This window comes from Paracoccus sp. KKT209 (assembly GCF_055635455.1).
This window is the reverse complement of the sequence record NZ_CM145758.1, coordinates 1334622-1359414: the sequence shown is the minus strand read 5'-3', so window position 1 is coordinate 1359414 and position 24793 is coordinate 1334622. Positions and strand designations below refer to the sequence as shown.

Sequence of the window (24793 nt, the reverse complement as noted above, 5' to 3'; positions counted from 1 at the left end):
GCATTGCACCGGAAATCAATATCGCAATTCCGTTACACGATAGAAATCTTCTATCGAACCATGCGCCGCGCCTCGGTCAGAAGAGCCTCCAGAACCGGGGTATGCGGCTCGCGCCAGGGGGCGATCAAACCCACCGCATGACCAGGCCCGCCCCCCTCCAGCGGGACCAGCGACAGCGGCTTGCCCTGCGCCAGGAACCAGGCGATGTCCTGGGGCAGGATCGTCAACCAGCCGCCCGCCAGCACCTGCGACACCAGCACCACCGTCGAATTCGATTCCACCGTCGCCGTCGGGTTCACCCCCGCCTCGGCCAGCCGGCGGTTGATTATGCGGCGGTTCTGCATGTCGGGGCTCAGCAGGCACAGCCGCTGCCCCTCCAGCGCGGACCAGGCCACGGCCCGGCCGGCGGCCAGCGGATGCCCCTCGGGCGTCACCAGCGTATAGCGCTCATCATAAAGAGGGACCGAGCTGACCTTGCCCAGGGGCTCGTTGTCCAGGTACGAGATCCCGGCATCCACCTCCAGGTCCTCGATCATCTGCAGGATCTCGACCGAGCTGCGCGACAGGATGGTGAAGCCGACATTGGGATGCTTGGCACCGTATCGCGCCGCCAGCCGCGCGGCCCAGGTCAGCGCCGTAGGCACGACCGCGATGCGCAGCCGCCCCGACAGGCCGTGACGCACGGCGCGCATCTCGTCGCGCAGCTGCCGGGTGTCGCCGACGATGCGCCGCGCCCAGACCAGCGCCGCCTGCCCCTCGGGCGTCAACCCGCCATAGCGCGAGCCGCGAAAGATCAGCAGGACGCCCAGCTGCTCCTCCAGCTGCTTGATGCCGGCGGACAGGGTGGGCTGGGTGATGCCCAGGCTTTGCGCGGCGCGGCCGAAATGACCTTCCTTGGCCACGGCCAGGAACATTTCCAGCTTGTCGATCATCGCGCGCCCTCTCTGTGACGGGGCATCAAGCCCATCGCGGCGGGCGCGGTCAAGCCGCTTGCGGCGGTCGCGCGGCGGCGTCAGTCTGCGGGGCATGAGCGACATCCTCCTGATCCACGGCGCCTGGCACGGCGGCTGGTGCTGGCAGGCCACGGCAGAGGCGCTGCAATCGGAGGGCCACCGCGTCGCCTGCCCGGACCTGCCCGACGACCCCGGCACGACGCTGGCCGACTGCGTCACCGCCCTGCCCGCCGCCGCGATCATCCTGGGCCATTCCATGGGCGGCATCCTGGCCGAGGCGCTGGCACAGCAGCGTCCGCCCGGGCTGCTGATCCACCTCTGCAGCTATCTGCCGCTGCCGGGCGACAGCCTGGCGCGACTGGGCCGCCTGCACCCCGGCCCCGCCCGCGCTTGGCCCCGCGATGACGCAGGGCGGCTGGTGATGCCCGCCGATGCCGCGCGCGACATGCTCTATCAGGATGTCCCCGAGGAGATCGTGGCCCGCGCCCTGCCCCGGCTGCGCCCTCAGCCCCTGGGCCCGATGCGCGACCCGCTGCCGGGCCCCGCGCGGGCCGATGTGACGCGGCACTATATCCTTTGCGAACACGACCGGGCCATCGCGCCCGCATTGCAGCGGGCGATGCTGCACCGCGCCCCGGTGGATCAGGTGCATGCGACGGATTGGGGCCATTCGCCCTTCCTGTCGGACCCGCAGGGCCTGGCGCGGCTGATCGACCGGATCGCGGCTGGCTAAGGGCCAGCCTGCGGCTGGACCAGCGCCGCCCGCCATTCGGCCAACAGCCCGGCACGACGCAGCCGGTCGTCATAGACCAGCAGCCCCGCATCCAGCCGGATCGGCCGCAGCTGCGGAGAAGGCGCAGGCCCCGTCCCCGGCACCAGCGCCACCCCGGCACTGGCCGCGATCAGCCGCTGCGCCGGGTCCGACAGCAGATAGGACAGCAGCAGCCGCGCCCCCTCCGGGTCGGGCGCAGTCACCGGAACAAAGGCCGACCGGACGATGGCAAAGATGTAATCCTCGAAGCCCAGCTGGACCAGGTCCGGATCGTCGGGGCGGAACCGCGCCGCATAGCTGGCCACGACATTATAGGCGATGGACACCCGCCCCGCCCGCAGCTCCTCGATCATCTCGCCCGAACAGCAGAACAGCCGCGCATTCAGCCGCCCCATCACCTCGGCCAGCCGCCAGAACCCGTCCGAGACCTGGTCATCCTGCGCAATCAGGAAATAGCCCACGCCCGACACCTGCGGGTCATAGGCCGCAATGCGCCCCCGGAAGCGGTCCGGATTTTCCCGCAGCAGCGCAATCAGGTCGCGCCGCGTGCGCGGCAGCGGCAGATCGCCCAGGGCCTGACGCGAGGCCAACGTCACCACAGGCTCCAGCGCCATGCCCCACAGCTGCTGGCGCCAGCGCGCCCAGCCGGGCAGGCCCGGCGCCTCCATCTCGACCCCGGCCGCGAAACCATCATTGGCCAGCTTCATCTGCAGATCCATGGCCGAGCTGATCACGAGGTCAAAACGCGCGTCCTGGTCGTGGATGGCCGCAAAGATCTCGGTCGAGGCCGCCTGGACATAGCGGATGCCGCGCCCCGGGTGGCGGGCCACGAAATCCTCCAGCACCGGCGCAAAGGCCGCGGTGTCGGTGGTGGAGAGGACCTGGATGGGCGTCCCCTCCTCCGGCCCAAAGCGGCGTTCCTGCTCGATCTCGAAGGCGCGGGCCTGGGATGCCAGCGCCAGCGCGATCAGGCCAGCGGCAAGTGCAGCAAGGCGCATGTTCCCTCCCTCTCTCCGGGCTCCAGCCGAAAGCGGCCGCGATGGGTGGCGGCAACCTCGGTCACGATGGTCAGGCCCAGCCCCGAGCCGCCGATATCGCCCACATTGCCGCCGCGCCGAAAGCGCGCCATCAGCTGCGCGGGATCGTCCGACAGGCCCCGGCCGTCATCCTGCACGCGCAGGACGGCCATCGGCCCTTCGCGCCCCAGCGACACCGCGATCTGTCCCTCCGGTGCGGCGTATTTCACCGCATTGTCCAGGATGTTGCGCAGCGCGATCTCCAGCATGCGCTCGTCCCCTTCGATGGGGCATGGGCTGTCCAGCCCGGCCTGCGACAGGGCGATGTCGCGCATCTCGGCCAGGGGCGCCACGGCCCGCACCACCGCGCGGGTCAGCGCCGCCAGGTCCAGGGGCGCGGCGGCGAACTGGTCGCTGCGATACATGACCATCGCGTGGTCCAGGATCTGGTTGGCCGATCGGCTGCTTTCCCCGATGGCGCGCACCATGCGGCGCAGGCGGATGCGCGTGGCCTCGTCGGTGGTTTCCGACAGCGCCAGCTCGGCCTCGGTCCGCACCAGCGACAGCGGCGTCCGGATGCGGTGCGCGGCCTCGAAGATGAAGGTCTCCGCCAGATCCAGTGCGCCGCGCAGGCGGGCGATCAGTCCGTTCAGCGCCCGCAGCAGCGGCGCCAGTTCGCGGGGCGTCGGGTGGCGCACGGGGCGCAGGTCGCGCGGGCCACGCCGGCCCATGACTTCGGCCAGGCTGCGGATCGGCGACAGCACCGCCTGCGCCGCCAGCAGCCCCACGGGCAGCGCCAGCACCAGAAAGGCCAGCGCCGCCCAGGCCGCGCTGCGGGCCGTGTCGCGCGCGATGGCCGCCTGCCCCAGGCGGGTCTGGCCCAGGGTCACGGTGACGGGCTGCAGGCGGTTCTCGATCAGCATCGGGCGCGCCACGGCCGACAGGCGCAACCGCGCGCCCCGGTAATCGGCGTTCCAGAAGACCGGCACCATGTCCTGCGCGGCCTCGGGCGGTGCGGGCAGGTCCTCGTAGCCCGTCACCACGCGGTCCGCCACGGCCAGCGCATAGAAAATGCGTTCGTCCCCCATCGCCCCCAGCATGGAAAAGGTCGCATAGGGCAGGTCCAGCTCCAGCCCGTCATCGACGCTGCGGATGCCCTCGGTGATCGCCGTCACCGCCGCCCCCAGGACCGCATCCTGCGAGGCCCGCGACGCCCGGTCGGCCACCCAGCCCACCGTCAGGAACAGGCCCAGGACCAGCGCCGCCGACAGGACCAGGAACTGCCAGACCAGCCGGCGGCGCAGCGAGGTGATGCGGGCCGGATCGACCAGGCGCAGCCAGCGGCTCATTCCGGGATCAGGCGATAGCCCACCCCGCGCAGCGTCTCCAGCCGGGCGCCCGATCCCTCCAGCTTGCGGCGCAGGCGACCGACATAGACCTCGATCGCGTTGTCGCTGACCTCCTCGTCAAAGGAAAACAGCCGGTCGATCAGATGCGCCTTGGAATAGGCCTGGCCCGGCCGCGACAGCAGGATCTCCAGCAGGCGCAGTTCGCGGGCGCGCAGTTCCCGCGTCTCGTCGCCGATGCTGACTGTGGCCGCCAGCGCATCGAAGGTGAAGCCCGCAAAATGGCGCCGGCTGTCCGCCGTTCCGTCCCGCCGCCGCAGGACCGCCCGGCAACGGGCCTGCAGCTCGGCGAAGTCGAAGGGCTTGGTGATGTAATCGTCGGCGCCCTGGTCCAGCGTGCTGACCCGGTCGCTGACTGAGGCGCTGGCGGTCATCATGATCACCGGCGTGTCCCGCCGCGCCGCCCGCTCGCGCGCCAGAAAGTCGCGGCCGTCCCCGTCAGGCAGTGAAATGTCCAACAGGATCAGATCATAGGGCGCGCTTTCCAGAAAATGTCGAGCATCTTCCAGGGTCGCGGCATGATCCACGCCATGCCCCTCCATCGCCAGCCGCGAGGCGACGGCGCGGGCCAGCTCGTCGCTGTCCTCGACCAGAAGAAAACGCATCCGCTTAACTTTTCGGCAATGGGTGACAGGTTGGTGTCAGCTTTTCATCAAAATCTGCACCCCGCAAGCCCGCCCCCCTTTTCGCGCGGGCAGTCTGGGAGGACAGCATGAAGAACTGGACCCGTGCAGCCGCAGCTGCGCTGATGATGAGTGTCGCCGTTCCGGCCACGGCCGCCGAATGCATCGCACCGGCCAACCCCGGCGGTGGCTGGGACTTTACCTGCCGCCAGATCGGGCGGCTGATGACCGAACTGGGGATCGTGCCGAACATGGTGCAGGTGACGAACCTGGCCGGCGCGGGCGGCGGCGTGGCCTTCACCCAGGTCGTCAGCAAGCGCAGCAGCGACCCCGAGGTCTTTGTCGCGGCCTCGTCCGCCACGACCACGCGCTTGGCGCAGAACGCCTTTGCCGGCGCCACCGCCGACCAGGTGCGGTGGGTTGGCTCGATCGGCGGCGATCCCGGCGTGATCGTGGTGGCCAAGGACAGCCCCTACCAGACCCTGACCGACCTGATCGAGGCGGTGAAGGCCGATCCCTCCAGCGTAGCCTTTGCCGGCGGCTCGGCCGTGGGCGGCTTCGACCACCTCAAGGTCCTGATGATGCTGGACAAGGCAGGGTTCGAGGACATGCGCTCGGTCAAGTATATCGGCCTCGACGGCGGCGCGGATGCGATCACCCAGACGGTGGGCGGCTTTGCCCAGGCAATGACCGGCGATCTGTCCGAGATCACCGGCTTCATCAAGTCGGGCGACGTGCGCCCCATCGCCGTCCTGTCGGAAGAGCGCGTGACCGGCTTTGACGACGTGCCGACCGCCAAGGAACAGGGCGTCGACATCGTCGCGATGAACTGGCGCGGCATCTATGTCCCCAAGGACATCAGCGACGAGGACTATCAGAAATGGGTCCAGACGCTGCAGCAGGTCGGCGAATCCGAGCAGTGGCAGGCGGTGATGGCCGAAAACGGCCTCGAGCCCTACATGATCCTCGGCGATGAGTTCCAGACCTTCGTGGACGCCAACATCGCCGAGATCCAGGAGGTCTCGCGCGAGATCGGGTTGCTGCAATGATCCGTGGCGACCGCATCTTCGGGTCGGTCATGATCGTCGTGGCGCTGGGGTATATCCTCAGCGCCAGCGGCATCCAGACCAGCTTCATGTCCGACCCCGTCGGGCCGCGCATCTTCCCCTACATGATCGCCACCGTGGTCATCCTGTCGGCGCTGGTCATGGTGCTGCGCCCGGACCCCGACCAGGACTGGCCGGCGGGCCCGATGGTGGCGCAGCTGGCCCTCGCGCTGCTGGTGCTGGTGGCCTATGCCTATGCCATCACGCCGCTTGGCTTCCTGATCCCGACGGCCATCGCCGCGGGCGTCCTCAGCTGGCAGATCGGCGGCCACCCGATGCGCGCGGCGCTGTCGGGCCTGGGCCTGTCGGTCGGCCTCTTCGTTCTTTTCCGCGTCATCCTGGGACTGGGCCTGAAGGGCCTGCCCGCCGGCATGGGGTTCTGAATTCATGGACACGCTTGCCAACCTTGCGATGGGATTCTCCATCGCCATAACGCCCTTTACGCTGATGCTGGCCGTGATCGGCTGCTTTGTGGGCACGATCATCGGCGCGCTGCCGGGCCTTGGGCCGTCGAACGGCGTGGCGCTGCTGATCCCGATTTCCTTCTCGATGGGCCTTGATGCGATCTCGGCCCTGGTGCTGCTGACCTCGGTCTATTACGGCGCCATGTATGGCGGCCGCATCAGCTCGATCCTTTTGAACATACCGGGTGACGAGCCCGCGATGATGACCACGCTGGACGGCTATCCCATGGCCCGGCAGGGCAAGGCGGCCGAGGCGCTGGTCGTGTCGGGCGTGGCCTCCTTCGTGGGCGCGCTGCTGGCGACCGTCGGCCTGATGATCTTTGCGCCCTACCTGGCGCGCGTCGCCTATCAGTTCGGCCCGGCAGAATATTTCGCGCTTTATATCCTGGCCTTCTGCACGCTTGGCGGGATCGGCTCGTCGAACCAGGCCAAGGCGGCGATGGCCGCGGCGATCGGCCTCGGGATCGCGATGATCGGCATGGACAAGACCACCGGCATGCCGCGCTTCACCTTTGGTGAGCTGCACCTGATGGACGGCGTGGACTTCCTGGTCGCCATCGTGGGCCTATTTGCGGTGGCCGAGGTGTTCCACTTCATCGAAAGCCACGGCAAGGACAGCGCCATCGGCGTCAAGCTGGGCAAGATCCTGGTCCCTTGGCGGATGCTGCGCCAGACCAGCGGCGCGATGCTGCGCGGCACCGGGATTGGCTTTGTCGCGGGCGTGCTGCCCGGCGCGGGCGCGTCTCTGGGATCCTTCCTGGCCTATATGGCGGAAAAATCGGTGGCCAAGGACAAGGACAGCTTTGGGCGGGGTAACCCCAAGGGCGTCGCCGCCCCCGAGGCCGGCAACAACGCCGCCGCCGGTGGCGCGCTGGTGCCGATGCTGACGCTTGGCGTGCCGGGCTCGGGCACCACGGCCGTGCTGCTGGCGCTGCTTCTGACGCTGAACATCACCCCCGGCCCGCTGCTGTTCACCGAGCGCCCCGAGGTCGTCTGGTCGCTGATCGCGTCGCTGCTGATCGCCAACGTCGTGCTGCTGTTGATGAACGTCCCCATGGTCAAGGTCTTCGTCAAGATCCTGTCGGTGCCGGCCTGGGTGCTGCTGCCGGGCGTGACCATGATCGCCTTCGTGGGGATCTATTCGCTGACCGGCTCCAGCTTCGACATGCTGATGATGGTCGGTTTCGGCGTCCTGGGCTATGTCATGCGCAAGCTGGACATGCCGACGGTCCCGGTGATCCTGGGCATCCTTCTGGGCAACGCGATGGAGGACAACCTGCGCCGCGCGATGGTCCTGTCGAACGGCGACTGGTGGTATCTGCTCTCCTCGCCCATCGCGGTGGGGTTGTGGATCGCGGCGATCCTTGGTTTCGTGGCGCCGATCTTTTTGCGGCGCCTGCTGAAGAAGCCCGCGCTGCCCGCCACCGATCCGACATTGAACGAGGACTGACATGCCGACACGCGTTCTGGTGCCTTCGGGCGTTCTTGGCCTCGGCTTCGACCGAAAGGCGCTGGACCGCGGCGTCGCCGCCCGGCCGGACATCATCTGCATCGACGGAGGGTCCACCGACAGTGGGCCCTTCAGCCTGGGCGCGGGCCAGTCGAAATATTCCCGCGCCGCCACGAAATCCGAATGGCGCACGCTGATGCAGGCCCGGGCACAGGCGCGCGTCCCGCTGGTCATCGGCACGGCCGGCACCTGCGGCACCGACAGCACCGTGGACTGGATGCATGACATCACCGTCGAACTGGCCCGCGAACTGGGCCAGGACCTGCGCATCGCGCGGCTTTATTCCAGCCAGCCTGTTTCCCGCGTGGCGCAGGCGGTGGCGCAGGGCCGCGTGACGCCCCTTTCCCCCGCACCCGACCTGCGGCTGGACGATCTGACCAACATCGTGGCCCTGGCCGGGGCCGAACAGATCCAGGCCGCCCTGGCCACCGGCGCCGACATCGTCATCGCCGGCCGCACCACCGACACGGCGACCATCGCCGCCCTGCCGCTGCTGCGCGGGGATGCGGCGGGCGGCGTCTGGCACGGCGCCAAGATCGCGGAATGCGGCGCGCTCTGTTCGACGAACCCGACCTCGGGCGTAATCCTGGTCGATTTCGACCAAGCCGGCTTCACGGTCGAGCCGCTGGCAGAGGGCGCGCGCTGCACGCCGCATTCGGTCTCGGCGCATATGCTTTACGAAAATTCGGACCCGTTCCGGCTGTTCGAGCCCGGCGGTTACCTGGACGTGACGGGCGCGCATTACAGCGCGCTGGACGACCGCCGCGTGCGGGTCGAAGGCTCGGCCTGGGTGCCCGGCCCCTATACCGTCAAGCTGGAGGGCGCGCGCATCGCAGGCTACCAGACCACGATCCTTGCGATCCTGCGCGACGCCCATTACGCGCGGAACGCCCAGGCCTGGGTCGACCGCCTGACCGGCTTTCTGCAGGCCGAGATCCGGACCCGCATGGAGCTGTCGCCCGACGATTACGAGTTGGAATTCCGCCTGATCGGCGTCAACGGTGCCCTAGGCGCCTTGGAGAACCGCGGCGGCGATCCGGTCGAGGTGGGCGTTCTGGGCCTTATCACCGCAAAGACCCAGGCCGAGGCGGCCGAGATCGGCAAGCTGATCAACCCCTTTGTCCTGCATTACCCGCTGACCGATGACGAGGAACTGCCGACCTTCGCCTTCCCCTATTCGCCGGCCACCACCGATCGCGGCGCGCTTTATGAATTCGCCCTGAACCACGTCATGGCGCTGGAGGACCCGATGTCCGCCTTCCGGATCGAGGTCACCGAAATCCGCGCGGAGGTGCCGGCATGACCCCCACGTCCCTGGGCGATCTGGTCCTGAAGGTCCGGTCCAAGAATGCAGGTCCCTTCTGGGTGACCATCGACGTCTTCTGCGACCGGCGCGACGTCTTCGACCGGCTGGTGTCGCAGCTGTCGACCGAACGGGTCGCCGCGCTTTACCAGGTGGCGCCCGACCAGTTGAAGCGGTTCGACATCCCCGACCTCAGGGTGATCAAGTTCAGCCTGCCGCGCCCGGTGGTGCAGGGGTCAGCCCATGACCGCGACATGCATGGGGCGCAATATGCGGCGCTGCTGGAAGAAATGACGCTTTGACTAAGGCACGATTGACCACCTTCGGCGCGGCGCTGATCGGTGCCGCAATCTTTCTGGTGCTGGGCCTGCCCCTGCCCTGGCTGCTGGGGCCGATGCTGGCCTGCCTGATCGTGGCCCTGTCGGGGGCGCGCATGGCCGGCGCGGGGCAACTGGGCATCTTCATGCGCACCTTTCTGGGCGTGGCCGTGGGCGCCTCGATCACGCCGCAGGTGCTGGCCGGGCTGCCGGCCATCGGCGCCTCGCTGGCGATCGTGCCGGTCTTCATCGGGGTGATCGCGCTGATCGGCTATCCACTGTTCCGGCGCGTCTTCGGCTTTGACCACCCGACCGCCTGGTATGCGGCCATGCCCGGCGGGCTTCAGGACATGCTGGTCTTTGGCGAGGAGGCCGGCGGCGACATCCGCGCGCTGTCGCTGATCCATGCGACGCGCATCCTGGTCATCGTGACGGTCGCGCCGCTGATCATGACCCTTTATTGGCAGGTGGACCTGTCGCAGCCGCCCGGCGCCCCCATCGCGGGGGTGGGGTGGGACCAGATCGCGCTGATGGTCGCGGCGGGATTCCTGGGCTGGAAGATCGCGGAACGCGCGGGCCTTTTCGGCGCCTCGATCCTAGGGCCGATGATCCTGACCGCGGCGCTGTCGCTGGCGGGCCTGATCCAGACCCGCCCCCCGGCCGAGATCATCCAGGCCGCGCAGTTCTTCATCGGCATCGCGGTCGGCGCCAAATACGCCGGCATCACTGCCCGAGAACTGCGCATCGACGTGACCGCGGGCCTCGCCTATTCGCTGATCCTGGCCGGCATCAGCCTGATCTTCTTCGAGGTCATCTACATGCTGGGCCTGGCCCCGGCGCTGGATGCCTTCCTGGCCTTCCTTCCGGGCGGCCAGGCGGAAATGGTGGTGATCGCCATCATCGCCGGGGCGGACCTGGCCTATGTCGTCAGCCACCACATCCTGCGCATCCTGATCGTGATCCTGCTGGCGCCGGTCGTGGCGCGACTGATGCGCCGCTAGGGCACCTCCACCGCGATCACCGCCAGGCAGTCGCCGGTCTGCACCAGGCCCGGAAAATGCCGCGCCGCCAGCAGGCCCGCGCGGCTGGCGCGGACCTCGACTGGCTCCGATCCGGTGCGGTCGGCGGGCCAGATCCGCGCCAGGACCTGCCCCTCGGCCACCGGCTCTCCCAGGTCGACCAGCGGGTGCAGCAGCCCGTCGCGCGTGGCAAAGTGAAAGCAGTCGTCGCCCGGCATGTCCAGCATCCGGGTTTCGCCCGCCTCGACCGCGCCCGACAGGATGCCCGCGTGGCGCAGCACGTTCCGCGCCCCCCGGATCGCGATCCGGCTTGATGCCGCCGTGGCCGTGCCGCCGCCCCCCAGCTCGGTGGTGACAAAGACCTTGCCCTGGCTTTCCACCGCCGTGTCGAACATGCCGACCGCATCGATCTCCCGCATCATCATCGACCAGGGCGCGCCAAAGGCCCGCATCGCCGCCACGCAGGCCGCCTGCTGATCCGCGTCGTCCAGATGGTGGGCCGCCGCATAGGGCAGGAAATCCAGCGTCTTGCCCCCCGAATGATAATCCAGCACCACATCCGCCATCGGCACCAGCACGCTGTCGAAATAATGCGCGATCTTTTGCGTCACCGTGCCGTCGGGGCGGCCGGGAAAGCATCGGTTCATGTTCACCTGGTCGATCGGGCTGACCCGCGTGCCGGCCCGAAAGGCCGGATAGTTCAGATAGGGCGCGATGATCACGCGCCCGCTGATGTCGCTCGGCTCCAGCTCCCAGGCCAGCTGCTGGAGCGCGATGGGGCCTTCGTATTCGTCGCCATGATTGCCGCCGGTCAGCAGGGCCGTGGGGCCCGTGCCATTGGCGATCACGGTGATCGGGATCATCACGCTGCCCCAGGCGCTGTCGTTCCTGGAATGCGGCAGGCGCAGGAACCCGTGCTGCTTGCCGGAACCGTCCAGCGGGATCGTCGGGCTGATCGGGTTCATGCCTTCACCAGCATCCGGCGGGGGATGGAACAGAACAGCTCAGGCTCGGCCTCGGTGATGACCAGGGACTCGGTCGTCTCATAGCCCCAGCCCTCCATCCACAGGCCCGTCATGAAGTGGAAGGTCATGCCCGGCTTCAGCTCGGTCCGGTCGCCCCGGCGCAGCGACATGGTGCGTTCTCCCCAGTCGGGGGGATAGGACAGGCCGATCGGGTATCCGGTGCGGTTGTCCTTGACGATGCCGTAACGGTCCAGGACCGTGAAGAAGGCATTGGCGATATCCTCGCAAGTGTTGCCCGCGCGGGCGGCGCCCAGGCCCGCCTCCATCCCCTCCAGCACGGCCTTTTCGGCCTCCAGCATCTCCTGCGGCGGGGTGCCCAGAAAGATCGTGCGCGACAAGGGCACGTGGTATCGCTGATAGCATCCGGCGATTTCGAAGAACGTGCCCTCGTCGACCTTCATCGGCTGGTCGTCCCAGGTCAGGTGCGGGGCGGCGGCGTCCGGCCCCGACGGCAGCAGCGGCACGATGGCCGGATAGTCACCGCCATGCCCCGACCATTCGTCATAGCGCAGCCCGCTGTCATAGATCTCGGCCACCAGATCGCATTTGCGCATGCCCACCTCGATCTTGTCGGCGATGCGGCGGTGCATGCGCTCGACGATGCGTGCGGCCTTGCGCATGTATTGCAGTTCCTTGGGCGTCTTGACGGCGCGCTGCCAGTTCACCAGGCCAGTGGCGTCCTGGATTTTCGCCTCCGGCAAGCCGTGGGCCAGCCGTTCATGCGCCTTGGCCGTGTACCAGTAGTTGTCCATCTCGACCCCGAGGGTGCCGCGATGCCAGCCCCGGTCGGCCAACTGCGCACAAAGGTATTCCATCGGGTGCCGGTCCACCGACTGCACGTAATGGTCGGGATAGCCGATGATGTGGTCGTCGCTCATCCAGACGGTGCGCAGCGCGCCCTGCGCATCCTGCCCCCGCCCGAACCAGATGGGCGCACCGGTCGGCCCCACGATCACGCATTGGTGGACGTAAAAGGACCAGCCGTCATAGCCGGTCAGCCAGGCCATGTTCGATGGATCGCTGACGATCAGCATGTCCAGGCCCAGCTTTTCCATGCTGGCGCGGGTCTTCTTCAGGCGCCCCTCGTATTCCGCGGTCGAGAAGCGTTCAGGCGTCCTTTGCAGTTCGGGCATTCACGTGGCTTTCGAAAACGCGGCAAGCGCGTGGGTGGCAATGGCAGTGTCCTGGACGCCCGTGCCGGTCAGATCGCAGAGGGTGATCTGGTCGGGCGCGGTGCGGCCGGGATGGGTTCGGGCGATGATCTGGCCCAGTTCGGGGACATCGGCGCCGTCATGGGTGCCGGCGGCGATGGCGGCACGCAGCTCGCCCATCAGGCGGGTCTGGCTGGCGCGGTCGGCGACATAAAGGTCGGCACGGGCCAGGCAGGCGGGGTCCAGTTCGTTCTTGCCGGGCTGGTCGCTGCCCATGGCGGTCACGTGCTGGCCGGGGCGCAGCCAGCCCGCGCGCAGGATCGGCTGGCTGCTGGGCGTGGTGGTCACGACGATGTCGGCTTGCGTCACGGCCTCCTCCGCGTCCGTGGTGGCGCGGATATCGATGCCGGTGACCTCCTCGGCCAGCGCCTCTGCACGGGCCGGATCGCGGGCCCAGATGACGGCGCTGGTGATCGGCCGGACCAACCGCAGCGCCTGCAGCTGCATGCGCGCCTGCAGGCCCGCGCCCAGGATCGCGGCGCGGATGGCATCCGGGCGCGACAGGTGGCGCGCGGCCACGCCGCCGGCTGCCGCCGTGCGCAGGTCGGTCAGGTAGCCGTTGTCCAGCAGCACCGCCCGCACGCGGCCGGTTTCGGCGTCCAGCACCACCATCAGCCCCGAGGTCGAGGGCAGCCCGCGCGCGGGATTGTCGAAGAAACCGGGTGAGATCTTGACCGCAAAGCCCTGAAGTCCGGGTACATAGGCGGTCTTGACGTCCACCTCTCCGTTCACGTCCGGCAGGTGCATCGACAGGACCGGCGGCATCACCACGCCGCCCTGGGCCAGCCGGGCAAAGCCCGCCTCGATCACGTCGATCAGCGGCAGGTCCAGGGCGATGCGCCGGCGCAGGTCGTCCTCGGTCAGGATCAGCGGCGTCATGCGATGGCCTCCATGAGGGCGGCGTGGCGGGCGGGGTCGATATTGGCGCCCGACAGGATCAGGACCAGCGGGTGCGGGCCGCGCAGCTTGCCCGCCAGCACGGCGCCCGCGCCGACGGCCGCCGCGCCCTCGACCACCTGCCCTTCGGCCGCCAGGTGGCGCAAGCCGGCGGCGATCTCGTCCTCGGTCAGCAGGATCAGCTCGTCCATCAGGTCGCGGACCATCGGAAAGGTCAGGCGGTTGGCCATGCCCACGCCCCCGCCCAGGCTGTCGGCAAGGGTCGGCAGCTCCTCGACCTCGATGGGGCGGCCGGCGGCCAAGCTGGCGGCCATCGCGGCGCCGCGTTCCATGCTGATGCCGATGATGCGGATGTCGGGGCGCAGCGCCTTGGCGGCGGCACCCACCCCGGCCAGAAGCCCGCCGCCCGAAAGGGGCACGGCGATGGCCGCGGCATCGGGAAGCTGCTCCAGGATCTCCAGCCCCAGGGTGCCTTGGCCCGCGATCACGTCCGGGTGGTCGAAGGGCGGGATCAGCGCGAACCCCTCGTCCCGTTCCAGCCGCAGGGCCTCCAGAAAGGCCTCGTCCTGGCTGGCGCCGATCACGCGGGCCTCGGCGCCCAGGGCGGTGATCGCGTCCAGCTTGTTCTGCGGCACCAGGCGCGACACGCAAATGATCGCGGGCACCCCCAGGGCGCGCGCCGCGTGGGCCAGCGCCCTGCCGTGGTTGCCCGTCGAGGCGGTGGTGACGCCCGCCACCGGCCCCAGCCGCGCCACCGCATTGGTCGCCCCGCGCAGCTTGAAGGCGCCGGTCGTCTGGTGATGTTCGCATTTCAGCCAGACCGGCCCGCCGGCCTTGTCCGACAGCATGGCCGAGGCGACCATCGGCGTCTGCCGGACCCGGTCGCCAATGCGGGCGCGGGCCGCGCGGATGTCGTCCAGCGTCACCATGTGCGGCACCGGAACAGCGCGCCCGGCCCGTCGGCGGGAATGGCCGCCTGGTCCAGCATGGCCCAGAACAACGCCTGGTTGGCGCTGAGGACGGGCTTGCCCAGCCGCGCCTCCAGGTCGTCGATCAACGGCAGCGCGGGCAGCGCGGTGCAGGACATGAACAGCGCCTGCGCGTCGGGGTGGTCGCTGGCCAGGGCCATCTCGGTGATCTCGGCGTCGGACAGGCGGGCCATGTCGCGGTCGTCGGCATGGCCCATGCTGCTGCGGCGCAAGACGCGCAGGCCCTGCGCCTCGAAATGATCGCCCACCAGGTCGGTGGTCGAAGCCAGATAGGGCGTCATCAGCGCCACCCGGTCGATCCCCAGGGCGCGAAAGCCGCGCAGCGCCGCCCCCGCCGGGGTGGAGACCGGCGCCCGGCCCCCCGCCAGCGCCTCGATGCCGTCGCCCAGCACGGCCGAGGCCGAGGTGCAGCCAAAGCCGATGCCCCGCAGCTCGATCCCCGGCACCAGCAGATCGACAGCGGCGCGCAGGCGCGGGCCGGTCCGGCGCAGGTTTTCCTCGGTCGTGGGGTTGTCAAAGGCGATGCGGGTCACGTGCAGCCGGGTGCCCGGCGGCATCAGGCGCGCGGCATCGCCCTCGATCGTCATGTCGGTGGCCAGCGCCACCAGGCCAAAGCGGTGCAGGTCGCAGCGTCTCATCGGGTGGTCCTAGCTGGAGATGGCCATGTCGCGCAGGAACAGCGCGATCTGCGGGAAGAAGATCAGCAGCACCGACACCGCCAGCAGGATCGCGATGAAGGGCGGCGTGCCCCGGATCACCTCCCAATAGGGCCGCTTGAAGACGGCGATGGCAGTGAAGATGTCGCAGCCGAAGGGCGGCGTCGCGCTGCCGATGGCGACCTGCAGCGTGATCAGCGTGCCGACCAGCACCGGGTCCAGCCCGTTGGCCTGCACCACGGGTGCAAAGATCGGCACCAGGATCAGGATGACCACGATCGGGTCGACGAACATGCAGCCGATGAAGAAGGCGATCGAGATCGTGAAGAGGACGCCATAGGGGCCCATCCCGTCGATGCCGATGCCACCCAGGATCGCCTGCGGGATCTGCGCGAAGCTGATGATATAGCTGAAGGCCGTGCCCGCGCCGACCAGCACGAAGACCACCGCCGTGATCAGCCCGGTCGATTTCGCGGTGGCGTAGAGCTGTTTCAGGCTCAGTTCGCGAAAGACCACCATCTCCAGCAGCAGCGCATAAAGGACGCAGGCCGCCGCGGCCTCGGTGGGGGAAAAGACCCCGCCATAGATGCCGCCGATGATGATGGCCGGGAACCCGAGGGGCCAGAGCGCGCGTCGGATGGCGCGCCCGCGTTCGCCCCAGCTGGCGGCGGGTTCGGTCGGGACGTTGTGGCGGACGGCATAGATATAGGCATAGATCGAGAAGAGCAGCAGGATCAGCAGGCCCGGCCCGATGCCCGCGATGAACAGTTCCGAGATCGAGGTGCCCGAGACGACGCCATAGATGATCATCCCGATCGAGGGCGGGATCAGGAAGGCGATGTCCGAGGCGTTGATGATCAACGCCAGCGTGAACTGGTCGCTGTAGCCGGCCTTCAGCAGGCGGGGGCGCAGCGGGCCGCCGACGGCCACGACCGTGGCCTGGGTCGACCCCGACACGGCGCCGAACATGGTGCAGGCGCCGGCCGTGGAAATGGCCAGACCGCCCTTCATGTGACCCAGGAAGGCCATGACCAGGTCGATCAGGCGTTCGGCCGACTGGCCGCGCGTCATCAGGTCGGCGGCAAAGATGAACATCGGCACGGCGATCAGGCTGGCGGGCTGGATGCCGGCGATGACCTGCTGGACCATGGTCTCCAGCTGGCCGAAGCCGCCGAAGATGGTGACAAAGCCCACCATGGCGCCCATGATCAGCGGCACCATCATCGGAAAGCCCAGGAGCAGCAGCACGATCATCGTGCCAAGAATGGCGGCGGTCATGGTGCGGGACGCTCCTCGTCCTGGGGAAGGTCATAGCCGTCGCGGGTGCCCGTCGACAGCCAGATCTGCGGATCGGTCAGGTTCTTCAGCGCGGTCAGCATGTATTGCACCCCGGTCAGGAAGAAACCGACCGGCACCCAGACCAGGATCCACCATTGCGGGATGCGCAGCGCGGGCAGCACACGGCCCCGCCCGGCTTGGGTCGTGACATAGCCAAAGGCGTACCAGGCCAGCATCAGCAGCAGCGCCCCGGTCAGGGCGCTGATCAGGACCATCGCGATCTTGCGGGCGCGGAAGGGCAGCGCGTCGAACAGCGCCGACATGCGGATGTGGCGCCCGTGGCGGGCGGCATAGGACATGCCGGCGAATGTAATCAGCACGATCAGCGCCTGGTTCACCTCTTCGGAAAAGTACAGCGACTGGCCAAAGCCGAAGCGCCCGACGACATTGGCCACGGTGTTCAGCGCCATGGCCAGCACGCCCAGGGCCAGCAGGATCGCCTCCAGCCGCGCGATTCCCTTGTCCAGGAGGCCGAGCGGCCCCGGCAGGCCGGATTCGTAAAGCGCGTCGTCGATGTCGTCCTGGGTCACCGGCAGTTCGGCCGCCGCCAGGATGTCGGGATCGGGTCGATCCGGGGTCGCCTTCGTGGTCATGCCGCCTCTCCTGCGCAGTCGGGGCCGAGCCGGCCCGTCGGGGGCCGGCTCGGGATCCAGGGGGCGATCAGTTCGCCGCGGCTTCCAGGTCGGCCTTCATCTGGTCCAGGACCTCCTGCGCGCGCGGGCCGCCGATCTCCAGGAAGGTCGCCTCGACCTGGTCGGCGGTCTCGCGGAAGGGGGCGCGCTGTTCCTCGGTCAGGGTGGTGACGGTCATCTCGGGCTTGGCGGCCTTGATCTTTTCCAGCGAGGTCTCGGTCAGGCCCTGCTGGTATTCGATGATGTGGTCGAAGGCCGCTTGGGTCGCGTCCTCGATCACCTTCTGGTCTTCCTCAGGGAGCCCGTCGAAGAAGTCCTTGTTGGCCATCAGCGCGGTGGTGAAGTTGTTGTGGCCAAGACGGGTGATGTGGTCGGTCACCTCGTACATGCGGGTCGATTCGATGAAGAAGGCCGGGTTTTCCTGGCCGTCGATGATGCCGGTCTGCAACCCGCCATAGACCTCGCCCCAGGGCAGCGGCGTGGGGGTGGCGCCAAAGGCTTGGTAGCTTTCGACCAGCAGCGGGTTGGTCATCACGCGGACCTTGACGTCGCCCAGGTCGGCGGGTCCCGTGACGGGCTGCTTGGTGGTCAGCATCACCTCGCCTTCCGGGTACATGGCCAGCAGTTCCAGCCCCTGTTCGGCGTAAAGCTCGGGGAAGATGTTGTTGATCGTCTCGGATGCACGGAAGAACTTGAACAGCTGCTGATCGTCCTCGGGCAGCAGATAGGGCACGAAGAACACCTGCGCCTCGGGGATCAGCGACCCGGTGAAGCCGGGCGACTGGTTCACGAACTGCAGGATGCCCGACTGGGTCTGTTCCAGGATGTTGTCGCTTTCCCCCAGCGTGCCGAAGGGGAACAGCTGCACCTCGTGGTCGGAATTGGCCTCGACCTCTTCCTTGAACTTCTGGGCGAAGACGCCCTGGACCTCGTCCAGGGCCTCCTCGAAGGCATAGCGCCAAGTGTCGGCAAATGCGCCGCCCGAGCCAAGGACAAGGGCGGTCAGGCTGGCGGCGGTCAGGGTCTTGATGGTCATGGTACCTCCTGTGGTCGGGCCGTCGCGACGCCGGGGCATCGGCGGCCCTTGGGTTGCCGGATTCGGACAGATGGGCCCGTTCCGGCTTGGGCAGAGAGTTCGGCCCAAGCGGATTCCAAGTCAATTTCTATATTAAATCATGACAATTTTGGCGGCAGGAGTCAAACCGAAGGCCGGATCGGCCCGATTCAGATGCGGCTGTCGGGGGGCAGAAGTGCCGAAACGATGCGCAATGCCTGTTCCAGATCGCGCAGGGCCGCGCCGCCCAGGGACACCCGCAGCGCGGGCCCGGCAGGCCCCATCGCAAAGCCTGCGCCGGGGGCCAGCGCCACCTGGTGCGATAGCGCGCGGGCCAGCACCTCGGCCTCGTCACAGCCGTCGGGAAGCGGCAGCCAGCGGTGCAGCCCGTGCAGGAACCCCTGCGCGCGCGGCCCCAGGATGCGGACGGCCATGCGGTTGCGGGCGGCCAGTTCCACCCGCTGCGCGGCCAGCAGCGCCTCGGCCGTGTCGCCGGCGATCCAGTCCTGGGCGATCTCGGCCATCAACGGCGTGGCCATCCAGGCCATCGACAGGTGCCGGTTCAGCGCGGCCTCTGCCAAATTTTCGGGCATCGCCAGAAAACCCATGCGCAGGCCTGGCGACAGGCATTTCGACAGGCCGGTGAAATAAAAGCTGCGGTCGGGGGCAAAGCTGGACACGGCCGGCGGGCGGCGCGGCGGCATGGGACCGGTCGGGTCGCTTTCCAGGATCATCAGCCCGGCGCGGGTCGCGGCCTGGGCCAGCGCCTCGCGTCGGTCGCGGTCCATGATCTGCGCCAGCGGCCCCCCGCCCGAGGGCAGCAGGAACACCGCCTTCATCCGCCCGCCCGAGGCCCGCGCCGCCGCGACCAGCGCGTCTGGATCCATCCCCTGGGCATCGCAGGCGATCCCCTTCAGGCGCAGGTGCAGGTGCTGGGCGGCAGGTTTCAGGGTGTGGCAGGTCACGGCCTCGGTCGCGATCACGTCGCCGGGCTGGGCCACGGTCAGCAGCGCCACAAACATGGCGGGTGTCGTGCCGTTGGTGATCAGGATGCGTTGCGCGGGCACGACCATGCCGCAGCGTGCCAGCCAGGCCGCGGCCATGCCCCCGTAAAGGGACATGGTCTGGCGCGGACGAAAGGACAGCATCGCCGGGTCGGGCAGGCGGTCGGCCAGGCGGATCAGCGTCGCGCTCCAGGCGCCGGCGATCTGCGGCAGGCGCACGGGGGTCATCATCGACAGATCGATCGGCGGCCGGTCGGTGGGGGCGCGGAACCACGGCACCTCGATCGTCTCGCGCGGGCCCGATTTCACGAAACTGCCGCGCCCCACCTCGCCCGAGATCAGATCGGCGCGGATCAGCTCCTCATAGGCGCGGCTGACCGTCTGCACGCTGACGCCCAGCTGCCAGGCCAGGTCGCGATGCGGCGGCAGGCGCTGGCCCGGGCGCAGGCTGCCCGCGTCGATGGCGGCGGCGATGCCTTGCGCCAGGCTGCGATAGGCGGGGCGGGTGATATCGTCTTTGCGAAGCGGCCAATGGGACATCCCCGCAAGATCGCCGCCGCGGCGCGGCTTGTCCAGATTGACATTCGTCCGGGGCGCGGGAACAACCGGGGCATGGTCCCGCCCCGATCCTCCCTGCGGCTCGACGACCGCGACATCGCCATCCTGGCGATCCTGTCGCGCGAGGGGCGCATCGCCAAGACCGAATTGGCCGCACGGGTGAACCTGTCGCCCACGCCCTGCTGGGACCGCATGAAGCGGCTGGAACAGGCGGGCCTGATCCGCGGATATCGTGCGCAGGTCGATCTGGCCGCGCTCGGCGCCCATGTGCAGGTCTTTGTCACGGTCGAACTGGACAGCCACCGCGCCGAAAGCTTTCAGGTCTTCGAACGGGTGATCGCGCGGATGCAGGCGGTGACCGGCTGCTGGGCCATCGGCGGCGGCTATGACTATCTGATGCAGGTAGTGGCAACCGATGTCGCGGCCTTTCAGGCGCTGATGGACGGGTTGCTGGAGAGCCGCGCCGGGGTCAGGCGCTATTTCAGCTATATCGTGACGAAGCCGGTCAAGGACCTGCCCCCGGCGACGGCGCTGCTGGATTAGAGAAATCCTCGGGCCGCGTGGCGGGGAACAGAGGATTCCTCTGCCCTGCCCCGCCCCATTCGGAGAAACCCTCCGCCCGCCCCGCCGCATGTTGTCCCCGACAAAGGAGGCACGCATGTTCGACGACCACCAGACCACCCTGACCGAACGCCTGGCCGATCGCGGGTTGCTGCCCGGGCGCGGCGACTTTCCCGCCGAGGGCCGGCTGGCCGTGCGCGACCCCGCCACGGGCGGGCTGGTCGCTCAGGTCGCCATCAGCGATGCGTCCGGCGCCCGCGCGGCGGTCGATGCGGCGCAGGCCGCCTTTCCCGGATGGGCGGCCGTGCTGCCGCAGCACCGCGCCACGATCCTGCACCGCTGGCACGCGCTGATCCTGGAGGCGAAGGAAGACCTGGCGCGCATCATGGTCGCCGAACAGGGCAAGCCCATCGGCGAGGCGCGCGGCGAGATCGACTATGCCGCCAGCTTCGTGCAGTTCTATGCCGAGGAGGCGCTGCGCCCCAACATCGAGGGCGTCACCAGCCACCTGGCGGATGCCGAGATGGAACTGTGGCGCGAACCCGTAGGCGTCGCCGCGCTGGTGACACCGTGGAACTTTCCCTGCGCGATGATCACCCGCAAGGCCGCCGCCGCCCTGGGCGCGGGCTGCACCGTCGTCATCCACCCCTCGGCCGAGACGCCGCTGTCGGCGCTGGCGCTGGCGGTGCTGGCGCGGCGCGCGGGCTTTCCCGACGGCGTGGTGAACACCGTCATCGGCGATGCGGCGACCATCGTGGGCGAATGGACCGCAGATGCGCGGGTGCGGGCGCTGTCCTTCACCGGCTCGACCGAGGTCGGGCGGCTGCTTTACCGCCAGTCCGCCGACACGGTGAAGCGGCTGGTGATGGAATTGGGCGGCCACGCGCCCTTTATCGTCTTTCCCAGTGCCGACCTGGACCGCGCGGTGGCCGAGGCCGTGAAGGCCAAGTTCGCGACCTCGGGTCAGGACTGCCTGGGCGCCAACCGCTTTTACATCCACCGCGACGTTTATGACGACTTCTGCGCGCGCTTCACGGCGGCGGTCGAAAAGCTGACGCTGGCGCCGGGGATGCAGGACGCTGATCTGGGCCCGCTGATCCACGACCGGCAGGTGGCCAAGCAGGTGGCGCATGTGCAGGACGCCGTGGCGCATGGCGCGCGCATCCTGACCGGCGGCGAGGTGGCGGCCGACCTGGGCCCGCTGTTCTTCAAGCCGACCGTCCTGGCCGATGTCACCGACGAAGCCGCCATCATGCACGAGGAGACCTTCGGCCCGGTGGCGGCCCTGTCGCCCTTCGACACCGAGGAGGAGGTCATCGCCCGCGCGAATGACAGCGAATACGGGCTGATTGCCTATGTCCACAGCCAGGACCCGCGGCGGATCTATCGGGTCAGCCGGGCGTTGCAATACGGAATGGTCGCCGTGAACCGAACCAAGGTCACCGGCGCGCCGATCCCCTTCGGGGGGATGAAACAGTCCGGGCTGGGCCGCGAGGGTGCGCGCCAGGGCCTCGAGGCCTTTACCGAAATCAAGTATGTTTGCCGCGATTGGGCATGAGGAGAGACGCGATGCTGACGAATGACGAACTGGCGAAATGGGACCGCGAAAACTTCATGCACCCCTCGACCCATCTGGCGCAATTCGCGCGGGGCGAGGCGCCGCAGCGGATCGTGACCGGGGGTGAGGGGGTCTTCATCCAGGACCGCGACGGCAACCGCCTGCTGGACGGCTTCGCGGGGCTTTACTGTGTAAACGTGGGTTACGGCCGGCAGGAGATCGCCGAGGCCATCGCCGCGCAGGCGCGCGAGCTGTCCTATTACCACGCCTATGCGGGCCACGGCTCCGAGGCGTCGATCACGCTGTCCAAGATGGTGATGGACCGCGCGCCCGAAGGCATGGCGCGGGTCTATTTCGGCCTTGGCGGGTCGGATGCCAACGAGACGAACGTCAAGCTGGTCTGGTATTACAACAACATCCTGGGCCGTCCGAAGAAGAAAAAGATCATCAGCCGCTGGCGGGGCTATCATGGCTCGGGCCTGGTCACCGGCTCGCTGACCGGGCTGGAACTGTTCCACAAGAAGTTCGACCTGCCGCTGGATCAGGTTATCCATACCGAGGCGCCCTATTACTTCCGCCGCCCCGACGCCTCGATGTCCGAAGGCGATTTCGTGGGCTACTGCGTCGAGAAGCTGGAGGCGCTGATCGAGGCCGAGGGTGCCGACACCATCGCCGCCTTCATCGGCGAACCCGTGCTGGGGACCGGCGGGATCGTCCCGCCCCCGGCCGGCTATTGGCCGGCCATCCAGGCGGTGCTGGAGGCGCATGACATCCTGCTGATCGCGGATGAGGTCGTGACCGGATTTGGCCGCCTGGGGACGATGTTCGGCTCGGACCACTACGGCATGAAGCCCGACCTGATCACCAGCGCCAAGGGCCTGACCAGCGCCTATGCGCCGCTCTCGGCCTCGATCGTCGGGCAGAAGATGTGGGAGGTGCTGGAGCGCGGCACAGACGAGAACGGCGTTCTGGGCCACGGCTGGACCTATTCGGCCCATCCCATCGGCGCCGCGGCGGGCGTCGCCAACCTCAAGCTGATCGACAGCCTGGGGCTGGTCGAGAACGCGGGCACCGTCGGCGCCTATCTGAACGAGCGGATGCAGGCGGCGGTGGGCGATCACGCCCATGTCGGCGAAGTGCGCGGCGAAGGAATGCTGTGCGCCGTCGAACTGGTCGCGGACCGCGATGCACGGCGCTTCTTTGACGCATCCGAGGGCAAGGGCGCCAAGGTCGTGGCGGCGATGCTGAAGCGCGGCGTCATCGCCCGGGCCATGCCGCAGGGCGACATCCTGGGCTTTGCCCCGCCGCTGTGCCTGACGCGGGACGAGGCGGACCAGATCGTGGCGGTGACGGCCGAGGCGCTGGCGGAAGTTCTGGGCTGAGCGCGGGCGGGGGGCTTCGCGCCCCCCACCGCGGGGCATCTGCACGACGAAGAAGAGCGCGGCCGGTCCGATCATCGGGCCGGCCGATCCATGTCCGGAAGACGGCGTGGGAAGACCCTACCGGTCAGGCGGTCAGCGCCTCATAGGCCGCCAGGATTTCGGTCAGGGCGGATGCGGCGATCAGTCGGGGGTCGCGGGCCGGGGCGGTGACGCCGATCGGGCCGCGCAGGCGCGCCAAGGCCGCTTCGTCATGGCCCGCCTCGCGCAGCGCCGCCAGCCGCGCCGCCTGCGCCCGGCGCGACCCCAAGGCCCCGATATAGAATGCCTCCGAAGCCAGCGCCCGACCCAGTGCCGGCAGCTCACGATCATGGTCGTGAAAAAGCGTCACGACCGCGCTGTGGCTGTCGAGCCGGCTGTCGCTGCCCAGGCAGGGCAGGTCCAAGGCCTGAACCAAGGAGGCCAGCGCCTGCGCCTCGTCTCCTTCGCCGTGGATCTGGATCGCCGGCGGGGGCGGCAGCACCATGCGAAAACCTTTCGCGGAATCGCCGGGGTCGGCCCGGCAGATGCGGCCGCTGTCCAGATTGACCTGCCAGTCTCCGGTCCGGCGGCGGATGCGATCGTCCCAGACCGCCGACAGCCAGTCGGCATCCGGCCTGCGCAGCAGCGCGATCTGGACCTGGCCCCCGCAGGGCAAGGGCAGATCGACCGGCCCGCCCTTTCCATAGACCAGCCGCGTCACCGGTCCTTCGCGATCCAGATGCGCCGCGATGTCGGCATCGATGCAGCCTGCCCCCAGCCGGCCCACGCGCATGCCGTCCGGCCAGAGCGCCATCATGGCGCCCGGGCGGCGGGGAAAGCCGCCGGAGGAACCGGTCAGCAACGCCAAGGCGCCGCCGGGGCGCGCCAGAAGCGCCTTGACCGGGCATTCGGGCAGGACGGACAAGGGGGCAGAAATCGTCATGGGAAACATCCGGCTGCAAAAGGCACGCTTGTGAACGTGCCAGCCCCGCGGGGGGTTCCCGTGCTGCCTGCGCTTTCAAAGCCCTTCCGCCAAGGCAAAAAATGCGAAAGGACCGCGATCCTTGCGGATGCGGTCCCATCGTTCGGCCGGATGGCAGATCTTACTTGATCTTGCCTTCCTTGTATTCGACATGCTGACGCACGACCGGATCGTATTTGCGAACGGTCATCTTCTCGGTCATCGTGCGGGCGTTCTTCTTGGTCACATAGAAATGACCCGTGCCGGCGGTCGAGTTCAGCCGGATCTTGATGGTGGTCGGCTTCGCCATGGTTACTGCTCCTGCTTCGGGGCAATCGCGCGCCGCAAACCCCGTGGAATTCGTCTTGAAGCCGCCTTTTAGCCAGCAGCGTGGCAGAGTCAACCGTTCCGGGGCAGAATTCCGGATATTTCGCCCTGTCGGGCAGGAAGGCGGGCGCAA

Annotated in this window: 25 protein-coding genes; 10 read left to right on the top strand and 15 right to left on the bottom strand. The window is 68.5% G+C overall.

Features of this window, described 5'->3' with window-relative positions; translation table 11 throughout:
* Positions 1–50: 50 nt before the first annotated feature.
* A complete protein-coding gene (locus tag ACZ2G3_RS06705) occupies positions 51–932 on the bottom strand; it encodes a LysR family transcriptional regulator (protein WP_470399075.1) in 882 nt (293 codons plus the stop codon).
* Positions 933–1026: 94 nt separating this feature from the next.
* Between ACZ2G3_RS06705 and ACZ2G3_RS06700 the strand changes: the two genes are divergently transcribed.
* Positions 1027–1686, top strand: coding sequence for an alpha/beta fold hydrolase (locus ACZ2G3_RS06700; protein WP_470398535.1), 660 nt, complete (start codon positions 1027–1029; stop codon positions 1684–1686).
* On the opposite strand, the gene ACZ2G3_RS06695 is transcribed toward ACZ2G3_RS06700, so the two are convergent.
* From ACZ2G3_RS06695 to ACZ2G3_RS06685, 3 genes are read right to left on the bottom strand one after another with little or no spacing between them, the layout of a single operon-like run.
* Positions 1683–2723: an ABC transporter substrate-binding protein gene (locus ACZ2G3_RS06695; RefSeq protein WP_470398534.1), complete on the bottom strand. Its 1041-nt coding sequence runs from the start codon at positions 2721–2723 to the stop codon at positions 1683–1685. The genes ACZ2G3_RS06700 and ACZ2G3_RS06695 overlap by 4 nt on opposite strands.
* Positions 2693–4090, bottom strand: coding sequence for a sensor histidine kinase N-terminal domain-containing protein (locus tag ACZ2G3_RS06690; protein ID WP_470398532.1), 1398 nt, complete (start codon positions 4088–4090; stop codon positions 2693–2695). The genes ACZ2G3_RS06695 and ACZ2G3_RS06690 overlap by 31 nt, the downstream gene beginning before the upstream one ends.
* Positions 4087–4752, bottom strand: a complete 666-nt coding sequence (locus tag ACZ2G3_RS06685) for a response regulator transcription factor (RefSeq protein ID WP_470398531.1) — start codon at positions 4750–4752, stop codon at positions 4087–4089. The genes ACZ2G3_RS06690 and ACZ2G3_RS06685 overlap by 4 nt, the downstream gene beginning before the upstream one ends.
* A 143-nt stretch (positions 4753–4895) precedes the next feature.
* Here ACZ2G3_RS06685 and ACZ2G3_RS06680 point away from each other — a divergent pair, with 143 nt between their 5' ends.
* From ACZ2G3_RS06680 to ACZ2G3_RS06655, 6 genes are read left to right on the top strand one after another with little or no spacing between them, the layout of a single operon-like run.
* A complete protein-coding gene (locus ACZ2G3_RS06680; protein ID WP_470398529.1) occupies positions 4896–5819 on the top strand; it encodes a Bug family tripartite tricarboxylate transporter substrate binding protein in 924 nt (307 codons plus the stop codon).
* On the top strand, positions 5816–6259 hold the full coding sequence (locus tag ACZ2G3_RS06675) for a tripartite tricarboxylate transporter TctB family protein (RefSeq protein ID WP_470398527.1): 444 nt from the start codon (positions 5816–5818) through the stop codon (positions 6257–6259). The genes ACZ2G3_RS06680 and ACZ2G3_RS06675 overlap by 4 nt, the downstream gene beginning before the upstream one ends.
* Before the next feature lie 4 nt (positions 6260–6263).
* A complete protein-coding gene (locus tag ACZ2G3_RS06670) occupies positions 6264–7790 on the top strand; it encodes a tripartite tricarboxylate transporter permease (RefSeq protein ID WP_470398525.1) in 1527 nt (508 codons plus the stop codon).
* 1 nt (position 7791) lies between these two features.
* On the top strand, positions 7792–9153 hold the full coding sequence (locus ACZ2G3_RS06665; protein WP_470398523.1) for an acyclic terpene utilization AtuA family protein: 1362 nt from the start codon (positions 7792–7794) through the stop codon (positions 9151–9153).
* Positions 9150–9455: a DUF4387 domain-containing protein gene (locus tag ACZ2G3_RS06660; protein WP_470398521.1), complete on the top strand. Its 306-nt coding sequence runs from the start codon at positions 9150–9152 to the stop codon at positions 9453–9455. The genes ACZ2G3_RS06665 and ACZ2G3_RS06660 overlap by 4 nt, the downstream gene beginning before the upstream one ends.
* Positions 9456–9466: 11 nt before the next feature.
* Positions 9467–10471, top strand: coding sequence for an AbrB family transcriptional regulator (locus ACZ2G3_RS06655; protein ID WP_470398520.1), 1005 nt, complete (start codon positions 9467–9469; stop codon positions 10469–10471).
* Here the strand turns inward: ACZ2G3_RS06655 and doeB are convergent.
* From doeB to ehuR, 9 genes are all read right to left on the bottom strand, one after another.
* Positions 10468–11454, bottom strand: a complete 987-nt coding sequence (gene doeB / locus ACZ2G3_RS06650) for a N(2)-acetyl-L-2,4-diaminobutanoate deacetylase DoeB (protein ID WP_470398519.1) — start codon at positions 11452–11454, stop codon at positions 10468–10470. The two genes, ACZ2G3_RS06655 and doeB, sit on opposite strands and share 4 nt — an antisense overlap.
* Positions 11451–12647 (bottom strand): ectoine hydrolase DoeA, encoded by a 1197-nt coding sequence (doeA, locus tag ACZ2G3_RS06645; protein WP_470398517.1) that lies wholly within the window; start codon positions 12645–12647, stop codon positions 11451–11453. The genes doeB and doeA overlap by 4 nt, the downstream gene beginning before the upstream one ends.
* Positions 12648–13604, bottom strand: a complete 957-nt coding sequence (locus ACZ2G3_RS06640) for a cyclodeaminase (RefSeq protein ID WP_470398515.1) — start codon at positions 13602–13604, stop codon at positions 12648–12650.
* On the bottom strand, positions 13601–14551 hold the full coding sequence (gene eutB, locus ACZ2G3_RS06635; protein ID WP_470398513.1) for a hydroxyectoine utilization dehydratase EutB: 951 nt from the start codon (positions 14549–14551) through the stop codon (positions 13601–13603). Before eutB ends, ACZ2G3_RS06640 begins: the two co-directional genes overlap by 4 nt.
* Positions 14545–15249, bottom strand: a complete 705-nt coding sequence (locus ACZ2G3_RS06630; protein ID WP_470398511.1) for a maleate cis-trans isomerase family protein — start codon at positions 15247–15249, stop codon at positions 14545–14547. Before ACZ2G3_RS06630 ends, eutB begins: the two co-directional genes overlap by 7 nt.
* 9 nt (positions 15250–15258) lie before the next feature.
* Positions 15259–16545 (bottom strand): TRAP transporter large permease, encoded by a 1287-nt coding sequence (locus ACZ2G3_RS06625; protein ID WP_470398509.1) that lies wholly within the window; start codon positions 16543–16545, stop codon positions 15259–15261.
* Positions 16542–17198, bottom strand: a complete 657-nt coding sequence (locus ACZ2G3_RS06620) for a TRAP transporter small permease (RefSeq protein WP_419267495.1) — start codon at positions 17196–17198, stop codon at positions 16542–16544. The genes ACZ2G3_RS06625 and ACZ2G3_RS06620 overlap by 4 nt, the downstream gene beginning before the upstream one ends.
* Positions 17199–17265: 67 nt before the next feature.
* Positions 17266–18273 carry a TRAP transporter substrate-binding protein gene (locus tag ACZ2G3_RS06615; RefSeq protein WP_470398508.1) on the bottom strand — a complete coding sequence of 336 codons (1008 nt, stop codon included), beginning with the start codon at positions 18271–18273 and terminating at the stop codon, positions 17266–17268.
* Positions 18274–18461: 188 nt separating this feature from the next.
* Positions 18462–19835: a MocR-like ectoine utilization transcription factor EhuR gene (gene ehuR, locus ACZ2G3_RS06610; RefSeq protein WP_470398507.1), complete on the bottom strand. Its 1374-nt coding sequence runs from the start codon at positions 19833–19835 to the stop codon at positions 18462–18464.
* A 72-nt stretch (positions 19836–19907) separates the two neighbouring features.
* Here ehuR and ACZ2G3_RS06605 point away from each other — a divergent pair, with 72 nt between their 5' ends.
* The 3 genes from ACZ2G3_RS06605 (at position 19908) to ACZ2G3_RS06595 (ending at position 23354) form a co-directional block, all read left to right on the top strand.
* On the top strand, positions 19908–20396 hold the full coding sequence (locus ACZ2G3_RS06605) for an Lrp/AsnC family transcriptional regulator (protein WP_470399073.1): 489 nt from the start codon (positions 19908–19910) through the stop codon (positions 20394–20396).
* 115 nt (positions 20397–20511) lie between these two features.
* The gene (locus ACZ2G3_RS06600; RefSeq protein WP_470398505.1) at positions 20512–21972 is read left to right on the top strand and encodes an NAD-dependent succinate-semialdehyde dehydrogenase; all 1461 of its coding nucleotides are present in this window, start codon (positions 20512–20514) and stop codon (positions 21970–21972) included.
* Between the two features lie 11 nt (positions 21973–21983).
* Positions 21984–23354, top strand: a complete 1371-nt coding sequence (locus ACZ2G3_RS06595) for an aminotransferase (RefSeq protein ID WP_470398504.1) — start codon at positions 21984–21986, stop codon at positions 23352–23354.
* 124 nt (positions 23355–23478) lie between these two features.
* Here the strand turns inward: ACZ2G3_RS06595 and ACZ2G3_RS06590 are convergent, their stop codons facing one another.
* Entirely contained in the window at positions 23479–24315 is an 837-nt protein-coding gene (locus tag ACZ2G3_RS06590) for an XdhC family protein (RefSeq protein WP_470398502.1), read from the bottom strand.
* A gap of 160 nt (positions 24316–24475) precedes the next feature.
* Positions 24476–24643 carry a 50S ribosomal protein L33 gene (rpmG, locus tag ACZ2G3_RS06585; RefSeq protein WP_022707377.1) on the bottom strand — a complete coding sequence of 56 codons (168 nt, stop codon included), beginning with the start codon at positions 24641–24643 and terminating at the stop codon, positions 24476–24478.
* Positions 24644–24793: the final 150 nt, after the last annotated feature.